Here is a 26,025-nt window from a genome sequence, read left to right on the forward strand (position 1 = left end):
TTTATTCCACAATCCTCAACTTCGCAAAACTCAACAATAAAGTTTTCTCTCCTTGCCCTTGTCCATCAAATTTGATGGTTGCTTTGCGGTCGTTGCCATTGATGTCCATTTTTGTAACTGTACCATAGCCAAACTTTGGATGTTCCACTTTATCACCTTGCTTTAAGTTTGAAGTATCGCTCGCTACAAAATCACCCGTTGGTGTATGATTGACAGGCGTAGCTTTCTGCACAGGTCGCAAATTAGAAATAATGCTATCCTTCTTAGAAAAAGGCAAAGCTGAACTTGGAAGGTCATTCCGAGTTTCTGTTCCTGCAAAAGAAACAACTCTATTTCTTGAAACTTGCAAATATTTTGGGTCAATTTCTTCAATAAATCGACTCGGTTCGCAATAATTTAAGCGACCATAATTATAGCGAGTTTCGGCATAGCTTAAAGTTACTTTTTTCTCTGCTCTTGTGATTGCCACATAAAAAAGTCGGCGTTCTTCTTCTAAATCACTTCTCTTTGCCAACATCATTTGTGAAGGGAACAAGTTTTCTTCCATACCTACAATATAGACATACTTAAACTCCAAACCCTTTGCTCCGTGAATGGTCATCAATGTCACTCGGTCGTGGTCGCCATCTTCATCTTCTTGGTCGGCAGTGGTCATAAGCGTAACAGTCTGTAAGAAACTGCTCAAAGTTACCTCGTCATTTTCAGGATTATCAACAAATTGCTTAATCGAGTTGAGTAATTCTTGCATATTTTCATAGCGAGAAAGTCCCTCAACGGTTTTATCGTCATACAATTCTTTCAAAAGTCCCGACGTTTTGGCAATATAGGAAGCTACCGTATGGGCATCTTTGCCTTCTTCAATCATCAAACCATAACTTTTGATGAGCGTTGCAAAATCATCAATCGTTTGTGCTGCTCGACCTGCCACATATTGATTGATATTGCTTACCACTTCCCAAATCGACTTATTATTTTCGGCCGCCGTGACTACGATTTTGGCAACTGTTGTGTCGCCAATACCTCGTTTGGGCAAGTTAATAATTCGTTTAAAAGCCTCCGTATCACTTTGGTTGATGGTAAATCGCAGATATGCCAACAAGTCTTTAATCTCTTTTCTTTGGTAAAAAGATAGTCCACCAACAATTCTGTATTTGATATTGAGCTTTCTTAATGACTCTTCAAATGCCCTCGATTGTGCATTAGTACGATAAAGTACAGCAAAATCGGTATTTTTTAGGCTTTCGTTATTTTTGATTTCAAAAATGCTATTGGCAATCAAACGCCCTTCTTCGTTATCAGAAGCCGCTTTGATGATTTCAATTTTATTGCCTTCTTCATTTTCCGAGAAAACGTTTTTTTCTAACTGCTCTTTGTTGCGAGCAATCACCGAATTGGCAGCATTGACAATGTTTTGAGTAGAACGATAATTTTGTTCGAGTTTCACCACTTTCAAATCAGGGTAATCTGACTTGAAATTCAAGATATTTTGAATATTTGCTCCACGGAAAGCATAGATACTTTGGGCATCATCACCCACAATGCAGATATTTTGATGCACCGAAGAAAGCTTTCGAGTAATCAAATACTGAGAAACGTTGGTATCTTGAAACTCATCGACCAATACATGCTTAAATTTGTGTTGATATTTGTTCAGCACATCCAAATGGTCACGAAAAAGCACATTTGTATTATACAACAAATCGTCAAAATCCATGGCATTTGCCTGAAAACAACGCAAAACGTAGAGTTTATAAAGTCTGCCGATTTCGGGCATTCGGGCAGCTTTATCGTCTTCCATATAAATCGGACTGCTGTTATATGCCTCCCAAGAAACCAAGGCATTTTTGGCACTCGAAATACGATTCAATACATAATTTACTCGGTAAGTTTTATCATCTAAAGCCAATTCTTTGATAATCGAACGCATCAAAGATTTCGAATCATCGGTATCATAAATGGTAAAATCGGAGGTATAACCTAATCTTTTTCCTTCAAAACGCAAGATTTTGGCAAAAACTGAGTGAAAAGTACCCATCCAAAGATTTTTGGCATCGCTTCCTATCACATTTTCGATACGCTGACGCATCTCGCCTGCCGCTTTGTTGGTAAAAGTCAATGATAAAATATTGAAAGGGTCAACACCTTGCTCAATCAACCACGCAATTCGGTAAGTAAGTACACGAGTTTTGCCCGAACCAGCACCTGCAATAATCATTAGTGGACCTTCGGGGTGTGTTACAGCCTCACGCTGCGGAGCATTGAGTTTCTCTAAATAATTTTTATCTGCCATTCAATTCTTTTTTGGACTGCAAATTTAACAGTATATTATCAATACATTCCATATTTTGAAAATTTACCTTCCATATTTTAAAAATCCCTTTCCTTATTTTTATGTTTTCCCCTCCTTTTTTCAAGGAGGGGTGGCAAAATTCTGACGGAGTCGAATTTTGACGGGGTGGTTTGTTCCAAATTCGCCTATTTTCAAAACATTTATAGACCAACAACCACCCCGTCCGACTTCGTCAGGGCACCTCTCCTTGAAAAAAGGAGGAAAAATTATTCACATTAACTATTCTCTCACCCCATAAAAAACTCAAATACCCTTTTAAATATGACTGATTTTCTTAATTTTGGAGGAAATTTAATCAACCTTATGCCAAACTTAAACATTGACGATATAAAATCTCGCACTTTTGATGCCATTGTGGTCGGTTCGGGCATTAGTGGTGGCTGGGCTGCCAAAGAATTGACACAAAAAGGTCTGCGAACTTTGGTGCTTGACCGTGGGCGTGATGTAAAACACGTAACCGACTACCCAACAACCATGATGCAACCGTGGGAATTTGAGCATCGGGGGCAAGTACCGAATGAAATCAAAAAGGAGTACCAAATCGCCAGCAAAAACTTCATTTTTACCGAAGCAACTGCTCATTTCTTGACCAAAGATGCCGAACAAGAATATATCCAAGACCGTCCCTACGATTGGATTCGAGCCTATCACGTAGGCGGTCGCTCACTGCTGTGGGGCAGAATGACTCAACGTTGGAGCGATTTCGATTATGAAGGTCCAGCCCGTGATGGCTATGCGGTCGATTGGCCTATTCGCTACGCTGATATTGCTCCGTGGTATAGTTATGTCGAGAAATTTGTGGGTATTTCGGGTAATCGTGATGGCTTGGCCATTTTACCCGATGGCGAGTTTTTGCCACCTTTCGAGATGTCGTGTGTAGAGAAACATTTCAAAAGCAGTGTTACCAAAAAATATGCTGACCGCCATGTGATTATGGGGCGAGTTGCTCATTTGAGCGAACCAAAAGCCATTCATCTCAAACAAGGACGTGGGCAATGCCAAAATCGTACGATTTGTGAGCGTGGTTGTCCTTATGGTGGCTATTATAGCAGTAATTCCTCGACCATTCCGTGGGCAGAAAAAACTGGCAAAATGACGCTTCGCCCCCATTCGGTGGTTCATTCTGTCATTTATGATGAGAAAAGAAATATCGCTACTGGCGTACGAATTATTGATGCAAATACTAAAGAGATGATAGAATATTATGCAAAAATCATATTTTTGAATGCCTCGCCACTCAATACCAATCTTATTTTATTGAATTCTACCTCGAATCGTTTTCCAAATGGTTTAGGAAATGATAATGGTTTGCTCGGAAAATTCATGGCTTTTCATAGTTATCGTGGGCGTATTTCGGCAGAATACGAAGGTTTTATGGACTCCACCTCTGATGGTCGCCGACCAACGGGCACTTATATTCCACGTTTTCGCAATGTTTTGAAGCAAGAAACTGATTTTCTACGAGGCTATGCTACAAGTTTCAGTGCTGGACGAATGGACGGCATTAAACGAGATGGTTTGGGAGAAACTTTGAAGGATAATTTGTTGAATACTTCATTGGGTTTGTGGGGAATCAATGCCAGCATGATGGCCGAAACGATTCCAAAGGAAAGCAGCGTTGTGAAATTAGACAAACAATTGACCGACAAATACGGCATTCCTCAGCTAAGAGTTTCAATTGGCTACGATGATAATGACGAGAAAGTATTGAAAGATTTTCATGAACAATTTTCAGAAATGTATCATGAAGCAGGCTTTAAAAATATTCAACCGATTGATACAAAAAGGCTTCCAGGAAATGAAAACCACGAAATGGGTGGCGTTAGAATGGGTAAAGACCCTAAAACTTCGATGCTCAATAAATGGAATCAATTACATGAATGCAAAAATGTCTTCGTAACCGATGGTTCTTGCATGACTTCAACCTCAACCCAAAATCCATCTTTGACTTACATGGCTCTCACGGCTCGTGCGGTTGACTATGCTGTGAAACAAAGATGGTAGATAAAATACATATTGTCTTTAAAAAAAGACATAAATAAAGCATTTTGGCACAATCAGAACATTTAATTGTACTTTATCAAGTAAAAATTCTTAAATTTTAAAATAATCTCTTGCGTATTCAAAAAAAAGCATCTATATTTGATTCAAAGTTGTGTGGATTTAGTAGTAGAAAAGGCTATGGGAATTTTTACCCATAGCCTTTCTTTATTTTAGTTGGTATAAGTAGCCAAAATTTTCTTATTTTTAGGTTCTATTTTCAAGCTACTATTTTACTGATGAATAATATTATTGACGAGCTTCAAGCTATTGCTACACCTGAACGAGCCAAAGCTTCAGCATGGTTTTTCAAGACTGGTAAAGGACAATATGGCGAAGGAGATGTTTTTATTGGCGTGTCTAATCCTGATCTTCGAGCAGTTTGTAAAAACTATAAAACACTGACTTTAATCGAGTTACAAGCATTATTAGATAGTCCAATTCACGAATATCGGTTTGCTGCATTGGTTATTTTGGTTGAACAAATGAAAAAAGCCAAAGCCATTGGCGAAGGCGAAACTCTTCAAAATATCTATGATTTTTATTTAGATAATGCTTACAATATCAATAATTGGGACTTGGTTGATTGCTCGGCTCGTGATATTATAGGTGCCTATTTATTCGATAAAGACCGTAGTATTCTTTACGATATGGCTCGCACCAACCATCTTTGGACACAACGAATTGCTATCATTGCTACCTCCTACTTTATCAATCATCAACAGTTTTATGATACACTTAAAATCTCTGAAATTCTACTTTCGCACAAACACGATTTGATTCATAAAGCCGTCGGTTGGATGCTTCGTGAGGCGTGGAAAAGAGGTGGAGAACGCACAGTTGAAGATTTTTTAGAACAAAATATTGGTCGAATACCTCGTACGGCACTTCGTTATGCCATCGAAAAAATGACTGATGAACGAAAAAAATATTTTATGACACTTCATTAAAAAATCATTCTTCAGCATTAAAAAAACCTATTTTTACTCATCAATAAATTAAAATAATGAACAAACGCCAGTTTATCAAAACCTTTGCTGCATCAAGTCTTACTTTGCCAGTTTTGGGCAAAAAAATAGATAAAGCATTATCTAAATTCGAGCAACAAACACCTGAAGAAATTGCACAAAACGAAGATTTTTGGGCCGAAATTAGGCGTGCGTATCGCATAAAACCTGATTATATTAATCTCGAAAATGGGTATTATTCTTTTGCTCCACAAGAAACTTTAGAGGCTTTTATTGGCCATGTGCGAGAAGTGAATTTTCAAGGTTCTTATTATATGCGTACCCGACAATTTGATGATAAAGCAGAAGTACGTAAAAAACTGGCAGTTTTGGCAGGTTGTTCACATGAGGAACTGATTATCACTCGCAACACAACCGAGTCGCTTGATACAGTCATTGCGGGCTATGATTGGAAGGCTGGCGATGAAGCAGTGATGGCCATGCAAGATTACGGAGCAATGCTTGATATGTTCAAATTACAAGCCCGTCGCTATGGTATTGTGAATAAAATTATTTCGATACCGAATCATCCAAAATCTGATGAAGAAATTGTAGAAATCTATGAAAAAGCCATTACACCTAAAACTCGGCTGCTGATGGTTTGCCATATAGTCAATATTACAGGACATATTTTACCAATCAAAAAAATCTGTGATATGGCTCATGCCAAAGGCGTCGATGTGATGGTTGATGGAGCTCATGCTTTCGCTCATCTCGATTATAAAATCAGCGATTTGGGTTGTGATTATTATGGCAGTAGCCTTCATAAATGGTTGAGTGTACCGCTTGGAGCTGGACTTTTGTATGTAAAAAAAGATAAAATTAGTAAATTATGGCAATTATTTGGCGATATGGGCTATAAAGACGATGATATTAGGAAATTGAACCATACAGGCACACACCCAGTGCATACCGACTTGGCGATTGCCAATGCCATTGATTTTCATCAAAAAATTGGTATTCAACGAAAAGAAGCAAGGTTGCGTTTTTTGCAAGAATATTGGACAAAACAAGTACGTGATTTACCAAATATTGTTCTCAATACTTCAGCTGATAGCCAAAGAGCTTGTGGTATTGCCAACGTAGGAATCAAAACGATAAAGCCAGCAGATTTGGCAAAAACATTACTTACTCAATACAAAGTTTGGACGGTTGCGATTGATTATGCCAATGTACAAGGTTGTCGAATTACACCTAATATTTATACTTCTACCGCAGAGTTAGATACTTTTGTAGCTGCTTTAAAGGAACTATCTAAGGCCTGAGAAAATGAAATGAGCCATCAGTTTTATACTAATGGCTCATTTTATTACAACTATTGTCTTATTTTTTCAAAAAATTATCGCTTAACTTTTACAGTAACCTTCGCATTCGACTCTTTCACCGTTGAACTTTGAACAGAAAGTTGATTTTCTGAGACACCTTTTTCAAACAATACCTCACGTACTGCATAGGCACGATCTTCTGCAAGTGTCCCTCCACTACTTTGTGAACCACCAGCAATAATTGCTTTAGCTTTACGGTTATTTTTTAAGTATTTAGCAAGTTCTTCCAATGCTCCTTTTGATTTAATTTCAGCACTGTTTTTTCTAAAATCAGTATCTAAACTAATCCAATCATTACTATTTTTTAGCTGATCACTTATTGAAACTATTGACGAACTATTATCAAAACTATCAGTTTTAGGTATTTCTTCTACTTTTCTCTCAATCGGTTGTGATTTCGCCACTTTTTCTTCTTTCTTTGGCTCAATCTTTTCAGCAGGGATTATTTCTTCAGGCTTAGAAAAATCTGTTGATGAAAAACTGCTACTGGTATCTGTTGGTAATGTCGTAAAAGAAGAATCACTTACAGCCGTCGAATCTGCTTTGGGTGGTACAACTACCGTAGGCGTTTCAGAACCTTTGAGTGATTGTTTGCGATACTTTAAAAAATAGGCAATTCCTGCTAAAAAAAGCATTCCTATCAAAACCCAAGGAATCCAAGCTGGAAAAGTACGACCTCCTGACGAAGATTTTTTTTCTTCCTTTGACTTTTCTTCTTTCGTTGATGAAACTGGGGAATTGGCACTTTTGAAGTTTAATAGATTCGCAATTGCAGGAGGCAAAGCTCCAAAAACTATTTCTCGTTGTTCGCTAAGTAGCTTTGTTAGCCCCGATACGCCAAGGCCTTCTCTTCCAACCACTTTCCCTAAAGCCCCTAAAACTAAGGGAGCAGCCAAACCTACCAATGATGAAGCAGACGTTTTACGAATACCATTCAATGTTGATAATTTTTCGACGATACTATTGCCTTTATTTCCTGAAAAATGATTAAAAATATTTGAACCAATGGTGATAAGTAATTGCGTTTTATCAAAATTCCCAAGCAAACTTGGTAAATCATCAAGAATTTCGCCTGTATGTCCCCCATCTTTCAACACATCCATTACTTTCCCCGTCCCTTCATCAGTTGAAGCACTTCGGATAATTGCACCTAAAACAATCGGAACAGCACTATTTAAAGCTGGGCCTATTGTATCAGGATGTTCGCCTAAAAAACCACTAACTTTTTCGATAACCGAATCTGTTAGTCTGTCTTTAATGAATCCAAGTATATCCATAAAATTGTGAATTCGTGATTAATAAATGTCTTTGGGGAGTTTTATTACTCTTATTGATTTTAACAAAAACTATGCCCAAAAAATTTTATCCCTCAAAAATTATGTATCCTTTGGATAACAAACGAAATTATGGGAGAAATTGTGTGTTTCGCATTGGGATTTTTGGCTTGGTTCATACACCGATATAGTTGCACGGTGTCAATTTCGATGACCGAGCGTAAGTCGAAGTCCATCGAAATCACTCACTCCTTAAACTCCTCACAGGATTCATCATAGCTGTTTTGATAACTTGGTAACTTATGGTGAGAATTGCAATCATGAAAACTAAACAGAAAAACAGGCTCATCAATTCAATATTGATGCTTGTATGAAAAGTAAAAATACTAAGCAAGAAAAGCCCCGAAACATAGCCAATCGGTAAAGCAATGATTCCTGCAATAAGCAATAATTTCATAAAACTCCACGAGAGAATTTTTACTATTTCCCAAATAGATGCTCCCATTACTTTGCGAATTCCGATTTCTTTGATGCGTTTTTCGGTACTATAAGTGACCATTCCAAGCAAGCCCATGATGGCAATTACAAAAATAACCATCGAAGCCATGCCCATCATTTTCATATCTTCGGCAGGGTAATAGCGGTCGTACATGTCTTTTTCGTACCAAGAATACACTATTGTTTGGTATGGATATTTAGCTTTCCAAAGTGTTTTCATTTCTGCTAAAAAATCATCTTGCGAAATCTTTTCGGTAGTTTGAACCGAAAGTACCTGAAACTGTGCTGGATTATATTGAAAAACCAAAGGTTGAATTTCAAACTGATAATTGAAATGACAAAAATTTTGTACTACTCCCACTACTTGGGCTTCGGTAGCATTATTGAGAATGATTGACTTACCAATTGCCTCTTTGATTGTACCCAAATGAAGTCGCTCTACCGCTTTTTGGTTGATTACAACAAAGTTTGTAGCAGAATCAGATTTTGAAAGGGGCAAATTTTGACCAGCTAAAAACTTCAAGTTCATGTTCTCGATGAAATTTCTGTCTGCTGCATAGTAATACGCCGCCTCATTTTTATCTGTTTTTTGAGCTTTCACCGCAAATTCGGCTGTCATTCCACCAAAAGGATTTGAGGTGAGACCAACTTTTTCTACATTTTTATTTTTTTCAATTTCATCTATTAGCAAAGCATAATTTTTATCGACAAGCGTAATATTAAAAATACCTTTTCGATTAAAATTATCATTTTCAGTAGCCATATAATCAAACTGGCTGTACATGTGAACGATAAAGAAAATAAAACTCATCGTAACCACAAACTGAATGACTACAAGACTTTTACGGAAACTTATTTTACCAAAAGATGCAGGCGAAAGCGTACCTTTCAACACACTTACTGGTTGAAACCCTGATAATATCCAAGCGGGCAATGCTCCAGCCAAAATGCCCAATAATAGCGTAAAAGCTAAGAAAATAAGCCAAATAATACCTTGATTTTCAACATCCCATGTTACCCATTGCACATGAATGGTTTGTTTCATCAAAAACAAAATCGTTACCCCAATAAATAGAGCAAACACAGCTATTACAACAGCCTCGCATATAAATTGAAAAATCAATTGACGACGAACGGCCCCCATTACCTTTCTTACACCCACTTCTCTCGAACGACTCAATGAACGAGCCAAAGTAAGATTGGTATAATTGAAGCCCGCCAATAAAAGAATCATAATTGGAATCGCAAAATTGAAAGAAATGTCTGCCAAATCTTCAACATAAGGATTAAAACGAAGTTTTTCCAAACTCGGCGAAATGTCTTTGAGAGCTTGTTTGCGAAATTGATTAGTTTTTTTGGCAGAAACGATATTTTCGTTACTCTTACTGGCAATTTCATTGAGTGCCAAATCAAGCGAATTTGGCTGTGCATTGGCTCGTAGTTTAACAAAAGTATGGGTTTTATAGTCTCCCCAAGACTGTGGTTGAGTGGCTTCTTTATTAATATTAACATAAGTTGCCATCGAGACCATTACGTCACTTCTGAACTGGGTTTGCTTCTTAAAAGGTTTCAAAACGCCAGTTATCTTAAACGAACCATAAGTTGGGTGTGTTAGAATTTTCCCCACAGGATTAACCTCATTAAAGAAGTTCTCTGCCATTTCATGACTCAAAACAAGACTATTTGGCTCGGTTGGCAACGAACCGTTGGCTAAACTAAAGCCAAAAACATCGAAAAAAGTAGGTTCAACATAGATAGTATTTACACGTATTGTTTTTATTCGATTGTTGAGTTCCCAACCAAAATCTCTCACAACTTTTGTGGCTTTTTCGACACAAACATAGTTGTTTTTCAAATTATCAGCCAACAAATAAGGCGAAGAAGCATAGCTGACGGTACCGCCTTCATTCGATTTTTCGTCAGTAATAATGCGATAAATTCGGTCGGAATTTGGATGGAAATTATCAAACTCGAAAGAACTTTCCAACTGCATCAAAGAAAGCAAAGCAAACGGAATTGCCAAACCCAGACCCATGATATTGATGAAAGAAAAAAGTTTATTTTTCCAAAGATTACGAAAGGCGATTTTTAGATAGTTTTTTAGCATAAGACTCCTAAGATTACGAATCCCGCCCCTAAAGGGGGATTTAAAATGTAAATAAAAAACTATCCCTTACTCCCAATCGGGAGTTTGGGTCGGACCGCCGAAGCGGGTTCACTCCGCTTTCAAACTCTCCACAGGATTTATCAATGCTGCTTTTAATGTCTGAAAACCTACTAATAATAAGACTATTAAGGCAAAAACTACTCCGACCAAAGCAAAGGTAAACCATGTTAAATCAATGCGATAGGAATAATTTTGTAGCCATTTGTTCATACCCATCATCGTAAAAGGCAATGAAATGATTATTGCCACTAACATCAAAACCAAAAACTCTTTCATAAAAAGTATAATAATGCTTATACTCGAAGCTCCCAGCACTTTTCTGATACCTAACTCTTTGGTTCTGCGAACAATACTGAGCGAAACCACGCCTAAAATACCCAGCAAGACGATGATAAGAGCAAGAACAGTGGCTACTTCGGCAGCACGCTTGAGTTGAATTTCTGACTGATAAAGCTTTTGGAGCGTATCATCAGTAAAAGTATATTCAAAGGGAGCATTAGGCATTAATTGTTTCCATTTTGCTTCAATCTTCGTCATCGTTTCACCAAGATTAGTAGGGTGAATTCTGAAAGATAAATACCGATAAAAGTTATTGTCTCGCACGTGCATAAAGGCAATCGGCCCAATAGTTTTGTGCATCGACTCAAAGTGAAAGTTTTTGCAAATCCCTGCAATCGTAAAAATTGTAGGCGAATAGTGCATCCTAATTTTTTGTCCTAAAGCATCTGAAGGCTGCTTAAAACCTAAAGATTTGATAGCTTCTTCGTTTAAAACTATTTGATTTGGCTGAAAACTACTTCCTTTCGCTTGAAAAAACTGACCTTCGAGCAATGGAATCTGATAAGTTTCAGCATATTTTTCGTCGGTAACGAGCGTGGGCGTATAAACAGCTTGAGTAGAATCTTGTCCCATTTTATAAATACCACTGCTAAAACCAAAGCCACCATCAGGAATTATCCATGATAAACTTACTTGGCTCACTTCTTTTAGTTTTGCCATTTCATTACGAATCGTTTCCATCTTTTCAACACCCGCAGGTGACCAATCACGGGGAACTCTTATCGAAAAAACTGAGGCTTTATTATAGCCTAAATCTTTATTGAAAAAATAATTTACTTGCTTAGAAACAACCATCGCTCCGCCAAAAACAAAAAGTGCCACGGCAAATTGAGAAACAATGAGTAATCTTCTGAATAATACATTTTCTTTGACAGATTTTAGTTTTCCTTTCATCGAGTCAACCGATGGCAAAGTAGCCAATACAAAAGCTGGATATGCTCCTGATAATAAGCCAATTAGTAAAGCAAGTATCAATCCTGCAAGAAAAAAGTAAAGTGGGGCATGAAATACCGATATAATTTCTTTTTGCAAGACTTTTTCAAAAGAAGGTCGGAAAATTTGATATAAAACCAAAGAAAACACCAAGCTAAAGATTGAGATAATGATAGATTCAGTCAAAAACTGGCGAAGCACTTGTTTTTTTGTGCCACCCAACACTTTTCTTACGCCAATTTCTTTGAGTCTTGAAGAAGATGCTCCAATGGAAATATTGACAAAATTGACAATCGACATCAATAAAATAAACACAGCCACGAGCGAAAGCGTCCATATTGTCTTTTTTACGATTCCATTGTTTGCCTCTTGATATACATCTTTCAAAGGCACTAAATAAGTGTGTAAGTTTTGACTGATTTCACTCGGTACATTGACTGCGATTAATTGTGCCAAAGGTTTTTCTAAATCTTCTTTTTTTACGCCGTTATTGAGTTCAACATAATGGACAATGTATGGATTATTCCAAGAACTGTATTGATTTCTACCAAAAAAATTGGCATTACTAAATGACATCAAAATCGGGAAAGATTTTCCAGCATTAGTAAGATTTGTAATTGAATTATAGGGTAATTTGTCCAAAACGCCCGTAATCATAAACTCTTGTTTACCGCCTGAAAAGGATTCTACCGTGAGCGATTGTCCAATAACATCTGATTTTCCAAAATATTTAATCGCTTGATCGGAAGAAATAACGATTGAGTTGGGTTGTTGCAAAGCCGTACGAGCATCGCCATGAATGAGCGGAAAACCATACATCGTAAGAAGCGTAGAATCTCCCAATTGCAAATCTTCACGAAATATTTTTTCGCCTTTGGAAACAACCGTAGAAACCCCATCAAATCGGTAATAGTTTTCTACTAAATTGGGGTAGCTTTGTTTCAATGCTTGGCTCAAAGCTCCGAGCGAAGCTATTTCTACACCCATGTTTTCTTTTTTCCATTTACTCTGAATCATGTACTGGTTTTCTGCATTTTTCAATGCTCCATTAGTCCGTAATTCTCCCCACACGTAGCTACCGATGAGTAAAGTAAAAGTGATTCCAACCGATAGACCGAAAATGGTTATCAATGAATAAAATTTGCGTTTTATTAAATTACGCCAAGCGATTTTTATGTAATTTTTTAACATCATTTTTGATTTTAAAGATTAAATCTTTAATCTACGCCATAATCCAAAAACTACCGTTAAGTTTAACCTTTTTTAACTTTTTTACTCCGATTTTAAGCTCTTCACAGGATTCATCAAAGCTGCTTTTATTGATTGGTAACTCACTGATAATAAAGCTGTTATAATTCCAACAAGTCCAGCAACAGCAAATATTTTCCAATTTAAATCTATGCGAGAAGCAAAATTTTCGAGCCATTTTTGCATGAAATAATAACCAATCGGAATAGCAATAAGGAGCGAAATAATTGTCAATCGAATAGTATCTTTATTCAATAAAATCAAAATTTGAGAAATATTGGCTCCCATCACTTTTCTAATACCTATTTCTTTTGTACGATTGAGAGCATTGATTCCTGAAAGTCCAAATAGACCCAAACAGGCTACAAAAATCGCCAATAATGTAGCCGCATTAATGGTTCTCATCCAACGCAGATGGTCACGATACCCTTCTTTGATTCTATCATCTAAAAAACTTAGTTCAAATGGTTGATAATCAGCCATTTGTTTCCAGTCTTTTTCTAATTGTTGAATTGTTTCAGGAATATGATTGGGGCGTAATCTAAAATAAAACTTCCCAATTTGACTTGGATTACAGCGAATAACAATTGGTTTCTGTTCGTCGATCACACTAATAGAAGTAAAGTCTTTGACCACGCCGATGATTTTAGTCTTCAAAAAGTCATTATAAGCTCCCACTTTGGCAGTTTTTCCTAATGCTTTAAATAGTTTTTCATTCACAATTATAGCTTCATTGCCTAAAGTATCAGTTGCAAAAGCCGCTGAAAAGTTACGTCCATTCAAGAATTTTACACCTAAAAAAGGCAGATAATTATAATCAACGTTATATACAGCATATTGAAGTGGCTTATTATCAAGTGAATCCAGATTTATGTCATACATGCCAAAGGTGTGGCTTGTTCCCGACATATCAATAATATTGGGATTTTGTTGAGCGTATTGATGTAGTTTTTCGGTAAGTAGTTTTGTCTTCGCTTTATTTCCCCAAGCAGTATTATTGACCACCACAATTTGTTCTTTATCAAAACCCAAATCTTTTTGGTCTAAAAACTTCATTTGTTGGTAAATCACCAAGGCACAAGGAAGCATAATGAGACAAAGCGTGTATTGAGCCACTACCAAGGTTTTATAAAAAAATGGATTGACACGAAATGTTTTGTTATTACCCAAAAATGCAATTGGATTTTTGCTCGAAACAAGCATGGCAGGATAAAGCCCCGCCAGCAAACAAACGATTAAAATAATGGCAATCATCCCCAAAGCTATTGACCAAACGCTAATATCTTGGATTTGTAATTCACTATCAATCAGCGAATTATAATAAGGCAAAGCAAGATTTGCTAAAAGCAAAGCAATGCCAAGTGCAATGACAGCAATCAAAAAAGTATCTAAACAAAACTGGGCAATTATTTGCCGACGGTTTGCCCCCACTATTTTACGAATTCCTACTTCTTGCATCCTGCGTGCAGAATTGGCAACTGCCAAAAGCACGTAATTGAGGCAAGCAATTATCAAAATCAAAGCAGCTATGTAGCTTAGGTTTTTCAGTTGAGAAAGGTTGACGCTATGAAACCACGGGTGAACAGCTAAAAAACTTACTTTGGTCAATGGACTACAAGTGAAAACAAAATCAATAGGTTTTACATCGGGAGTGTTTTGAAGATATTGGTCAAAATATTTCAAGCCAAAATGATGTAATTTTTTCTTGAAAACATCAACAGATACATTTTTATCAAGCTCAATAGCAGTGATGGTATTAAAACTATTCATGCCCGAAGACATATTTTGTTGGTAATCTGGCGAGCTTTCGATAGGGATTAAAAAATCGAATTTCATAGAAGAATTACTCGGAATTTTATCCAAAACACCTGTAATTGTACAAATAGTAGGTTTTTCCCAACTTACATTGATATTTTTACCAATCACGTTTTCCGAACCAAAATAACGATTAGCAAATTGCTGACTTACAATAATACCATTGCGTTGGTTCAAGGCTTGATTTTTATTGCCATATTTTAGGTCGAAAGAAAAGACTTCTAAGAAATTTTTATCGACAAAAAGTCCTTTCTTTTCATTATAAGTTTTATCCGCATATCGGAATGTTTCTTCCGTTTGCTTGATTCTGACAACTTCTTTTATTTCGGGCAAAGCAGCTTTCATATCACCCGCTAAAATATGTGGCATGGTTGTGCTATTTCGCTTCACGCCCAAATTCATTCCAAATTTTTGGAGCATAATATCAGTAAAGTCGGTCATTTCAATAATATGAATTTGTTCAGACTTTTGATGAAATTTGTCAAAAGAATATTCAAATTGAATCTGCAAGTAAACCAGCAAACAAAAAGCACTGGCAACCGACAATCCTAAAATATTGATTGTGGAATAAACCTTGTTTTTTACAAGATTTCTGAAGGCGATTTTTAGGTAATTTCGTATCATATTTTTAGGTTTTTAGGATTTAGGTATTAGGTTTTAGAATTATTTGACGTGGAAACTAATCCCTAAATCCTAATACCTCATTACTTACTCCGTCTTCAAACTCTTCACAGGATTCATTAACGCTGCTTTAATTGATTGATAACTCACTGTTAGCAAGGCAATTACAACAACCAAAATACCTGCTAAAGCAAATAGCCACCATTCGATATTGATATGATAGACAAAACCTTGTAGCCATTTGTCCATAGCAAAATAGGCCAACGGCGATGCGATAACAAGAGCTATTAAAACAGGTTTGAGAAACTCCTTTGATAGCAAAGTGGTAATGCTCAAAACGGATGCTCCGAGCACTTTTCTTACGCCGATTTCCTTGGTTCTTTGTTCGGCCGTGAACATTGCCAAACCAAAAAGCCCCAAACAACTTATCAAGATTGCAATGAAAGTAAACGAATTGATGATTTTTCGAAGCGTTTTTTCTTCTACATAAAGGCGTTGTATGTCTTCATCCAAGAAAGTGTATTCAAAAGGTGCATCAGGAATTAGTTTTTTCCAAACTTGCTCAATATTTGATAAAAGACTCGCATAATCTTTGGTTTGTGCATCTAAAACTACGTAATCGGGATATACATCATAGTAAGAAAACATTGGGTCAATATCGGTTTTAAGCGAATTGTTATTATAATTTTTATGAACACCAATGACCGTGAAAGTTCTAATATTATTGCCAACACCGTTAAAAATCTGTGTACCAATTGCAGTTTCTGGTGTCAGTTTTAAATCTGCTACTGCTTTTTCATTCAAAATCACTTGGTTATTAGTATCCGAAGGCATGAAATTTCTTCCAGCAATCATTTTAATACCCATTGTTTTGAAAAAATCTTGTTCGACACCATTGTTTTTTATCAAAAACCCTTGGTTCATGCTACCGCCAGCCTTAAAAACTCGCATATCTTGCAAGATTTGCAAAGAAGGATAATAAGTAGTTCCTCCCAAGCTTTTCACTTGCTTTTGGTTCAATAATTCATTTTTAAGGGCATTAAATTGTCCTTTGGCTTGGTCGGTTGGTAGCGAAAATACAATCTTTTGATTTTGTTCAAAGCCTAAATCTTTGTCTTGAATAAAAGCCAATTGCTTGGAAATCACCAAAACACCAATGATAAGTGTTATGGCAATAGAAAACTGAAAAACAACTAAGCTTTTACGAAGTAAAACTGAAGCTGGATTGAACTTAAAAGTACCTTTAAGTACACTTACGGGTTTAAAATTAGATAAATAAATGGCTGGATAAACTCCTGCAACAAAACCAGTCAGAAGAGCAATCAGAATGGTAATAAATACAATATCAAAATCTTGTAAGAGATTGATTGTCAAGCTACTATCAGTCAATGAATTAAGAAATGGCAATAAAATAAGAACAATAGGCAAAGCCAATAAAATGGCAATAAATGCAATGAGAAGCGACTCTCCCAAAAACTGTCCAACCAAGGCCGAGCGAAATGCTCCAACAGCTTTTCGGACTCCAACTTCTTTAGCTCGTCTGACCGAACGAGCAGTGGTAAGATTGACAAAATTGATACAGGCAATGAGTTGAATAAATGCAGCAATTGTCAGTAAAATATACAAAAACGAAATATCTGAAACCTTACCCACTTGATTTTGAATTCCTTTAGAATAAAGATGTATATCGGTTAGTTTTTGCATGAAAACTTGCTTTTTCATGCCTAATTCAGCCATTCGTTTTTCGCCGTATCTTTTCAGAAAAGCTGGTATTTTGGCTTCTAAAGCTTGAGCATTAGCTTTTGGACTGAGTTTTATGTAGGCATACATAAAATTATTCCCGCCCCATTCGGTGTCATTTCTGGCAAATTCGCCTAAACCACCGCTATTAAGGTTGACCAAAAAAGTTGGCTTCAAATGTGATTTCCCGAAGTTTTCATCAAACACACCTGTTACTGTATAAGTTGCTACACTAACATTATTGCCAATTTTTATGCGTTTGTTGATAGCTTTTTCATCACCGAATAGTTTTTTTGCTACTGCACTCGACAACACAGCCGTATAAGGGGCATCTAACGAATGCTCGGGCGAGCCTTCTACAAAACGATAATTGAAAACTTTAAAAAAAGTAGAATCCACCAAATACCCTTTCTCTTGTGTGAAAGTCTCGGTTTTGCCTTCTACGCCCAAAATATTATTCTTTGAGGTAAAAAAACCAAGTACTCTTGTATATTCCAGCACTTCAGGGAAGTCTTTTTTCATAGTTGGAGCTATAACAGGCGAAACTGTACAACTATTGAAGATTGGTTGGTCTTTATTAAATTCGATATAGCTTCTTAGTCGATAAATATTAGAAGCATCTTTGTGATGCGTGTCATAACCGTATTGGTCTTTGACATATACCAAAATATAAAGGCAACAAACAGTTCCAGCGGTCAAACCCAAAATGTTAAGAAAACTAAACATCTTGTTACGGAAAAGATTGCGAAAGGCGATTTTTAGGTAATTGCGTATCATAATTTTTTAGGTTTTAGAAATTAGGTTTTAGGATTTAGGAATTGGGCTTTAGAATTGAGTAAAGAGAGAACTAATCCCTAAATCCTAACACCTAAAACCTCATTATTTACTCCGTCTTCAAACTCTTCACAGGATTCATTAACGCTGCTTTAATTGATTGATAACTCACTGTAATTAAGGCAATTACCAATGAAGCGATTCCTGCCAAAGCAAAAATCCACCAAGACAAATCTGTTTTGTAAGCAAAATCTTCGAGCCATTTACTCATCAAATAATAGCCGATTGGCGTAGCAATTACAAATGCCACCAAAACTAATTTCAGGAAGTCTTTTGAGATAAGCGTAACGATATTTGGGATACTCGCACCCAGTACTTTTCTTACACCGATTTCTTTGGTACGTTGTTCAATAACAATTAAAGCAATAGCAAAAAGTCCCATACAAGAAAGCAAAATAGCAATTCCTGCGGCAGTTGTAAATATCTGCGAAAGTCGTTCTTCTTTTTTATACCAACGATTTACATTTTCATCAATAAACGAACCTTGAAACTCTGTTTCGGGAGCAATTTCTTTCCAAGTTTTTTTGACCAAATCCATTGAAGCTGACATATTTTGAGGATTAACTCGCACCAAAATATAAGTAACTCCTCTCATTTTTCTTGTTAACTGTAATGTAATTGCTTCTCTTTTTTCATGCAATGAATACAAATTAAAGTCAGGAACTACGCCAATGATTTTTATTCTTCCGACCGATGAATCAGGCATGATAAATTTATCAACTGCATTTTTTTCACCCATTTGTTTGGCAAAACTTTCAGTAACTACAATCGCAGTCGAATCTGTCCCAAATTGTTTAGAAAAATCACGCCCTTGCAAAGGCTTGATGTCCATCGTTTTCAAAAAATCATATTCAACAAATACCCAATGAGTCAAAATTTCTCTCGAATCGTCAAGATTATTGGCATTTGGGTAATAATTAAATCCTGACATACTTTTTGATGAACTTCCATCAAGCCCACGACCGATGTTTATTCTGGAGCCAGAAATACTCACAATTGAGGGGTATTTTAAAAGTTCATTTCGCATTTTCTCAACAGCAATCGAGCCTTGCATCGCACCATTAATTGGCACACTTATAACCTGCTCCTTGTTATAACCAAGAGGTTTGGTACGTAAATATTTGAGTTGTTGAAAAACCACTATCGTACAACTAATAAGCAAACAAGCAATTGTAAATTGTGTGGTTATCAAGGAGTTACGCAAGAAACCTGGTTTTTTCATGGTCAATTTCCCTTTCAAAACCTCAACAATATTAAATCTTGAAGCTACCATTGCGGGGTATCCTCCTGCAATAAATGTAACCAACAAAAACCCAACTGCCAAGATAATTAGATTACTCAAAACCAAGAAATTATTAATAGAAAGATGCGAGCGAAACATCTTATTGAACTGTGGTAAGCTCGCATAAGCCAAGCCCAAACCGATGATTAATGCAACCGAACAAACCAAAAAAGCTTCGCCCCAATTTTGTAAAAAGAGCTGGCTTTTATTAGCTCCTAAGGATTTTCTAACTCCTACTTCTTTGGCTCGTGTGAGTGAGGTAGCTACGGTAAGATTGATGAAATTAATAGAGGCAATGAGCAAAATCAGGCCTGCAATAGTGAGCAAAGTATAAACGTATGCTTTACTCGTACCTTGCCCACTGACAGTAGCAGTATCAAAATGGATGTCGTTCAAAGGCGTAAGTAACAAACTAAAATATTGCCCTAGCTCATTTTTAGGTTGTCCTTCTTTTTTGGCAGCATCAAAATTGGCTTTCATGTATTTTTGCAAGAAAGGCTCAAGTCGTTTTTCAAAGGCTGCTTGGCTTACATTAGGTGGGAGTTTCACAAAAACCTCATGGTTTTGAGAATTCCACTCATTTTTCATACGTTCATATTCAGGAAATGTTTCTGTCCTGATATAAGCATCGTACTCTATCGACGAGTTTTCTGGAAAATCATCCATTACTCCTGTGACAATAAATGGCGAAAGTTTTCCTGCAATATCAAGCATCAATTGCTTGCCCATTGGCTCTTCTTTGCCAAAAATATCATCCGCCATATTTTTACTAATCACAATATTATTTAATGCCGACAAAGAAGTATTTACATTGCCTTTTAGTAATGGAAATGAAAACATTTTCAAAAAATCGGCATCAGCACTGCGTATCATTTTATCAAACTTTTTGTCTTTATATACTACGCTATTCGCCCCCCAATTGATACGAGTTACACCTTCTAATTCTGGAAAATCAGCCTTCAAAGCAGGTGTAAGTGGATAAGCCATAGTTCCGCTTATATTTGAAGTCCCATCTTTTTGTTTAGAAGAAAAATACAAACGAAAAATTCGGTCAGAATCTTTATGAAAATTATCGAATGAAAGTTCAAACGCCGATGTGAGGTAGAGTAAAATACTACTCCCGAAGGCAACCGACAAGCCAATGATATTAATGGCTGTATAAGTTTTGTTTTTCCACAAATTGCGAAAGGCGATTTTTATATAATTGCGTATCATTTGTTTGAACCTTGATTTATTTGATTCTTTTGATTTTTCACAAACATTAACATAATAATCTGATAATCAAATAGTTAAGTTAATTATGCTACTTGCATTAATTGTCTTTGTATAGCCCATTCACCTTTTTTTACGAAGGTTATTGGCACAAAAGTGTCAGTGGGCGAGCCAATGTAGTAGAGTGTCCAATCTTGGTCATAGCCCGAAAGCATCTGGCGAATACACTCAGCTCGGTCGATGGTCGGAACATCGCAATCTGCCCAGTAGAAAAGCTCTACTCGATAATGTAATTGTTGGCGTTCGCCATTGATTGTTACCTCGATTTCGACTTCTTGTTTACCATTTCCCAAAGGAAGCGGAATTGCGATATGTGCCATAATTATATAAGGTTTTAGATAGTTTCTATAAAATTATTTAGCGTTGTAAGTATCTTTTCTGTCTTTGTCTCTTCTGCTCTACCTTTGTCAGTGTCCTCACTGACAACATTTATTCCGATTTCAAACTTTTCACAGGATTCATCAAAGCTGCTTTAATTGCTTGAAAACTTACTGTAAGTAAAGTAATTAACAAAGCTCCAAATCCCGCAACAACAAAAATCCACCAAGAAATATCGGTACGATAAGTATAGTTTTGAATCCAACTATTCATAAAATAATAGGCGATTGGCGAGGCTATTAGTAAGGAAATAAGTACCAACACCACAAAATCTTTGGATAATAAAGCCCAAAGATTGGACACCGTTGCTCCTAAAACTTTTCGGATTCCTATTTCTTTGGTGCGTTGTTCGGCTACGAAACTTGCCAAACCAAATAAGCCTAAACAACTAATAAAAATTGCAAGAATGGCAAAGAAAGTAGCGAGTTTACTGATACGTTCTTCCAAACCGAATTTCTGAGCATATTCTTTATTGACAAAAGAATAGATAAAAGGACTGGAAGGATTCAATTTTTTAAAAACCACTTCCATTCTTGCCAAAGATTCACTTGAAGAAAGCTGTGGATTAAGCTTGATATTTATCACCGAGACATTGTTTTTGGTCAACATAAAAAATGAAGGGGTCACAGGCGAAAATGGAGATTCTCTTACAATATCTTTAACTATTCCTATTATTTTATATGCTTTATTTCCAAATTTTACAAACTCATCCAGAGGATTTTGTAGCCCCATTAGTTTCAAGGCGGCTTCGTTTAAAATAATGGCAGAAGAGTCCGAAGAAAAAGCCTTAGAAAAATCTCGTCCCTGTTTGATTTGCCAACCGACTGTTTTACCAAATTCATACGTAACATCATTTTTGGCTAAAAGTGGGCGAAACTCTGGGCTTTTACCTCGCCAAGAAACATTCGTCACACCACCCCCTTGTTGCGTTATCGGAAAAGAAGATTCTGATATTTCGGCTATCGCTCCTGTTTTGAACAATTCATTTCTTAATACTTCATAATGTTCATAAAGTTCGGGGGTATCAATTTTTACCTCTATCAAACCATTTTGATTATAACCCACAGGGCGTTCTTTGGCAAACTCGATTTGACGATAAACCACAATTGTACCAATAATAAGAGTTACAGAAACCGTAAATTGTACAACTACTAATGCTTTTCGGGGGATTGAAGCAAAACGCCCCAATCGAAATGTACCTTTCAGAACTTTTACTGGTTGAAACGAAGATAAATATAGTGCAGGATAACTTCCAGCGACCAAACCCGTGAGTATGCTAATACCAAGTCCAATTAACCAAAACCAAGAATTTGACCATAAAATGGCCATATTTTTGTCTGAAACTTCATTGAAAAATGGCAAGAAAAGATGCACAAATAACAAGCAAAAGACAAAAGCAAGTAAAACTACCAATAATGATTCGCTCAAAAACTGTGAAATCAGTTGCCCTCTAATTGAACCAATTGCTTTCCTTATTCCCACTTCTTTGGCTCTTTTTTCAGAACGAGCCGTACTCAAATTCATGAAATTGATACAAGCTAAAAGCAGCACAAACAACCCAACAATTCCAAAAAGCCAAACATAAGTAATAGTTCCGCCTATATTAACTCCGTTTTCAAAATCAGCATATAAATGCCATTTACTCATCGGATGTAAGAAAAAAGCTGGCTTATATGCTGGCGGGTTTTCTCTTCTCATTCTAATGTCCTTAATCTTGCGAGAAGCCGAGTTTATATCCACACCCTTCTTCAGTTGAGCGAAAATCAAGTACGAATTAGCATCCCATTCATCTTTTGTAACCTTAGCATTATTTTCAATATCTCCGTATAAATTCCAAGGTGAAAGAAACTGAACATTCTTGAAAGTGCTATTATTCGGAAAATCTGCATATACTCCAGTTACTTTTACGCTTACTTTATTATCAATTTTGATAACTTGATTGATTGGGCTTTCTGAACCAAAAAACACCTTTGCCAAAGATTCAGAAAGCATGATTGAATTAAGTTCTTTCAAACCTTCGCGAGTGCCTGCGAGCATTTTCAAAGACATCATTTCGGCAAAATAAGGTTCTACAAAACTTCCTTCTTTTGAAAACTTTTCATCCTTTGTTGCCAAGATATGTGCATAGTTGTTTGATGACAAACTTACTGCTTCAAAGTCGGGGTATTTACTTCGCAACTCCTCAGCCAATGGAATAGGTAAAGAAGAATACGATGCCACATCGACATCAAATTTTACATTTTGCCAAACCTGAGCTACTCGGTCATAGTTTTCATTATCTTTATCAAAAGATAATTCATCATAAACCCAAAGACCTATGAGCATAGCTACCGACATGCCAACGGCAAGTCCGCCAATATTGATGAATGAATAAACCTTGTTTTTGACAAGGTTTCTGAAGGCGATTTTTAGGTAATTGCGTATCATTATTTTTTAAGGTTTAGAATTTAGAATTGTTTCATGAACTTTACTAAAACCCAATTCCTTAATCACTCGGTTTTCAAACTTTTCACTGGATTCATCAAAGCGGCTCGAATTGACTGCCACCCAACTGTAAGCAAGGCGATACCGATGGTTACAATTGCTGTAAAAGCAAAAATCCACCAATTAAAACTTTCTCGATATGGGTAGTTTTCGAGCCATTTTTGAGTAGCAAAATAGGCCGCTGGAAATGAGAAAATAAATGATAAACTTACTAATTTGATAAAATCAGTCGAAAGTAAGGTAACTACACTGGCAATTGATGCTCCTAAAACCTTACGAATACCAATTTCTTTAGTACGTTTCTCGGCAGAAAGTGTGGCTAAACCAAATAATCCAATACAAGAAATGAAAATTGTCAAAATTGCTCCAAAAAGCATAATTTGCTTCCATTTTTCTTCAGATTCGTAGGCTTTTTTATTTACTAAATCTCTAAATCTGTAAGAATATGGGTTGATTGGAAAAAGTCTTTTGAAGTTTTTTTCGATATGTGCCAAGCTTGCACTTTCAGAGTTTGGCTTTATTTTGATATTTACCATGCCAAAACCATTGCTTTTCATAGTAAACATTTGCGGTTTTATTTCTTGCGTAAGAGCATCGAAATGATAGTCTTTTACAACACCAACCACTTTATATTTTTCATTATCTCGATAAAAGAAATCAACAACCTGCCCGATGGGGTCTTTCCAACCTGCTTTTTTCACAAAGGCTTCATTAACAATAACCGAGTTAGAGGAATCGGCAAAATCTTTTGAAAAATTGCGTCCTAAAATTATCGGAATTTTATATAATGGTAAATATTCTTCATCAACCGTTTCGTAAGCAAATTGTATATCTGTTTTTCCATTTACTTGGGCAACAGTTCCCCAATTTCCACCATTTTTTGGGGCTACTTGTATGATATTTGGATTTTTCAATAATTGGTCTTTCAAAATCGCAGCTTTATCTCGAAATATATTTTGTCCGAAATCAACCATTATCACATTTTTATCATCGTAACCTAAATCTTTGTTTATTAAGTAGTTAAATTGCGTAAAAACGGTCAATGTAGCAATGATCAAGAAAGAAGCCAAACCAAACTGCAAAACCACCAACGACTTTTGAAGATAGTTTTTTCCTGATAAATTAAATCGGTTATAGAGGGTTTCGACAGGGCTAAAACCAGACATCATTATTGCAGGATAAAATCCTGATAATAAAGAAGTTAGAACAAATATTCCGACATAAGAAATGACTAATTTTGCATCAAATAAATATGAAAGTGATAGTACTTTATTAGAAAGTGTATTAAAGGTTGGTAAAACCAATTGAAGCAGTAAAATAGCCAAAATAAATGCAACAAAACTCAGTAAAAATGACTCTCCTAAAAACTGCCAAATCAATTGTTTTCTATCGCCTCCAACTACTTTTCTAACGCCGATTTCTTTGGCACGTTTGAGCGAACGAGCTACTGTAAGATTGACGAAATTGATACAAGCAATGAGTAATATAAACAGAGCAATACCCATAAGAATATAAGAAAACGTAGGGTTACTGGCATCAACCAAACCATTCTGTGCAGGATAGTCAGTGCTGAGGTGCATATCTAAGAATGGTTGCAAACCATAAACCGCTTTTTCTTTCACATTGTATTTAGCCTCCATCATTTTCATGGTTTCAGCGGCATCCGTTTCATAAACTTGCTTCATTTTTGCTTCAACTCGCTTCATTTCGGCTTTTGGATGCAGCAAAACAAAAGTGTTTTGAAAGAAATTGAACCAGTTTTCATTATTACTGTATTCATTTTCAGCGACAATTTTTGGCAGCAGAAAGTCAAATTTAATAGACGAGTTTTGCGGACATTTTTTTGAGATTCCTGTAATTTGATAAGGCACGAATTTCCCATCTTCTTTCAGTTCTAAAGTTTTACCCAAAGCATCTGTTGTTTTGAAAAATTTCTCAGCCATTTCTTCTGAAATCACGATACTATTAGGCTTTTGCAAAGCAGTAGCTGCGTTTCCGCTTGATAAAGGGAAACTAAAAACCGAAAAGAAATTGGAATCAGCAGCAAGCATTTCGTAGCCTTTGATTTCGTTTTTTGTTCGAACATCATTAAATCGACTCTGAACTCTTACGAATGCCGAAATTTCTGGAATTTTCTCCTTGAACTTTGGGCCTTGAAAATCACCCGTATTGCCATCTTTATTATTAATGCTTCCATCGGGTTTTATCCAAGCATTAGTAACTCGATAGATATTTGGGTTATTGGCATGAAATTTATCATAACTCACCTCGTCTTTGGTATAAAGCAAAATGAGCATGGCGGAGGTTAAGCCAATGGCCAAACCAGCAATATTGATAAAAGTAAAAACCTTATTTTTCCAAAGGTTTCTGAGGGTGATTTTTAAGTAATTGCGTATCATAATTTTATTTTTAAAAAAA

13 protein-coding genes are annotated in these 26,025 nt (G+C 36.3%); 3 read left to right on the forward strand and 10 right to left on the reverse strand.

Annotated features, from left to right (window positions below; genetic code table 11):
• Position 1: 1 nt before the first annotated feature.
• Positions 2-2,290 carry an ATP-dependent helicase gene (locus ACQUQZ_RS20960; RefSeq protein ID WP_435357047.1) on the reverse strand — a complete coding sequence of 763 codons (2,289 nt, stop codon included), beginning with the start codon at positions 2,288-2,290 and terminating at the stop codon, positions 2-4.
• 363 nt (positions 2,291-2,653) lie between these two features.
• Between ACQUQZ_RS20960 and ACQUQZ_RS20965 the strand changes: the two genes are divergently transcribed.
• The 3 genes from ACQUQZ_RS20965 to ACQUQZ_RS20975 all read left to right on the forward strand — a co-directional run bounded on the left by ACQUQZ_RS20965 (position 2,654) and on the right by ACQUQZ_RS20975 (position 6,662).
• Entirely contained in the window at positions 2,654-4,354 is a 1,701-nt protein-coding gene (locus ACQUQZ_RS20965) for a GMC oxidoreductase (protein WP_435357671.1), read from the forward strand.
• A 275-nt stretch (positions 4,355-4,629) separates the two neighbouring features.
• Positions 4,630-5,340: a DNA alkylation repair protein gene (locus ACQUQZ_RS20970; protein ID WP_435357048.1), complete on the forward strand. Its 711-nt coding sequence runs from the start codon at positions 4,630-4,632 to the stop codon at positions 5,338-5,340.
• 56 nt (positions 5,341-5,396) lie between these two features.
• Positions 5,397-6,662 (forward strand): aminotransferase class V-fold PLP-dependent enzyme, encoded by a 1,266-nt coding sequence (locus tag ACQUQZ_RS20975; RefSeq protein ID WP_435357049.1) that lies wholly within the window; start codon positions 5,397-5,399, stop codon positions 6,660-6,662.
• A 74-nt stretch (positions 6,663-6,736) separates the two neighbouring features.
• On the opposite strand, the gene ACQUQZ_RS20980 is transcribed toward ACQUQZ_RS20975, so the two are convergent.
• The 9 genes from ACQUQZ_RS20980 to ACQUQZ_RS21020 all read right to left on the reverse strand — a co-directional run bounded on the left by ACQUQZ_RS20980 (position 6,737) and on the right by ACQUQZ_RS21020 (position 26,006).
• Positions 6,737-7,999 carry a DUF937 domain-containing protein gene (locus ACQUQZ_RS20980; RefSeq protein ID WP_435357050.1) on the reverse strand — a complete coding sequence of 421 codons (1,263 nt, stop codon included), beginning with the start codon at positions 7,997-7,999 and terminating at the stop codon, positions 6,737-6,739.
• A gap of 238 nt (positions 8,000-8,237) precedes the next feature.
• A complete protein-coding gene (locus tag ACQUQZ_RS20985) occupies positions 8,238-10,601 on the reverse strand; it encodes an ABC transporter permease (protein ID WP_435357051.1) in 2,364 nt (787 codons plus the stop codon).
• A gap of 108 nt (positions 10,602-10,709) precedes the next feature.
• A complete protein-coding gene (locus ACQUQZ_RS20990; protein ID WP_435357052.1) occupies positions 10,710-13,124 on the reverse strand; it encodes an ABC transporter permease in 2,415 nt (804 codons plus the stop codon).
• Positions 13,125-13,205: 81 nt separating this feature from the next.
• Positions 13,206-15,620 carry an ABC transporter permease gene (locus tag ACQUQZ_RS20995; RefSeq protein WP_435357053.1) on the reverse strand — a complete coding sequence of 805 codons (2,415 nt, stop codon included), beginning with the start codon at positions 15,618-15,620 and terminating at the stop codon, positions 13,206-13,208.
• Between the two features lie 84 nt (positions 15,621-15,704).
• On the reverse strand, positions 15,705-18,134 hold the full coding sequence (locus ACQUQZ_RS21000) for an ABC transporter permease (protein WP_435357054.1): 2,430 nt from the start codon (positions 18,132-18,134) through the stop codon (positions 15,705-15,707).
• 106 nt (positions 18,135-18,240) lie between these two features.
• Positions 18,241-20,688, reverse strand: a complete 2,448-nt coding sequence (locus ACQUQZ_RS21005) for an ABC transporter permease (RefSeq protein WP_435357055.1) — start codon at positions 20,686-20,688, stop codon at positions 18,241-18,243.
• Positions 20,689-20,771: 83 nt separating this feature from the next.
• The gene (locus ACQUQZ_RS21010) at positions 20,772-21,065 is read right to left on the reverse strand and encodes a hypothetical protein (protein WP_435357056.1); all 294 of its coding nucleotides are present in this window, start codon (positions 21,063-21,065) and stop codon (positions 20,772-20,774) included.
• Positions 21,066-21,174: 109 nt separating this feature from the next.
• Entirely contained in the window at positions 21,175-23,550 is a 2,376-nt protein-coding gene (locus ACQUQZ_RS21015) for an ABC transporter permease (protein ID WP_435357057.1), read from the reverse strand.
• Between the two features lie 62 nt (positions 23,551-23,612).
• Positions 23,613-26,006, reverse strand: coding sequence for an ABC transporter permease (locus ACQUQZ_RS21020; protein ID WP_435357058.1), 2,394 nt, complete (start codon positions 26,004-26,006; stop codon positions 23,613-23,615).
• Positions 26,007-26,025: the final 19 nt, after the last annotated feature.

Origin of the sequence: Emticicia sp. SJ17W-69, from assembly GCF_051209875.1 — a bacterium.
Taxonomy (GTDB): Bacteria; Bacteroidota; Bacteroidia; order Cytophagales; family Spirosomataceae; genus Emticicia.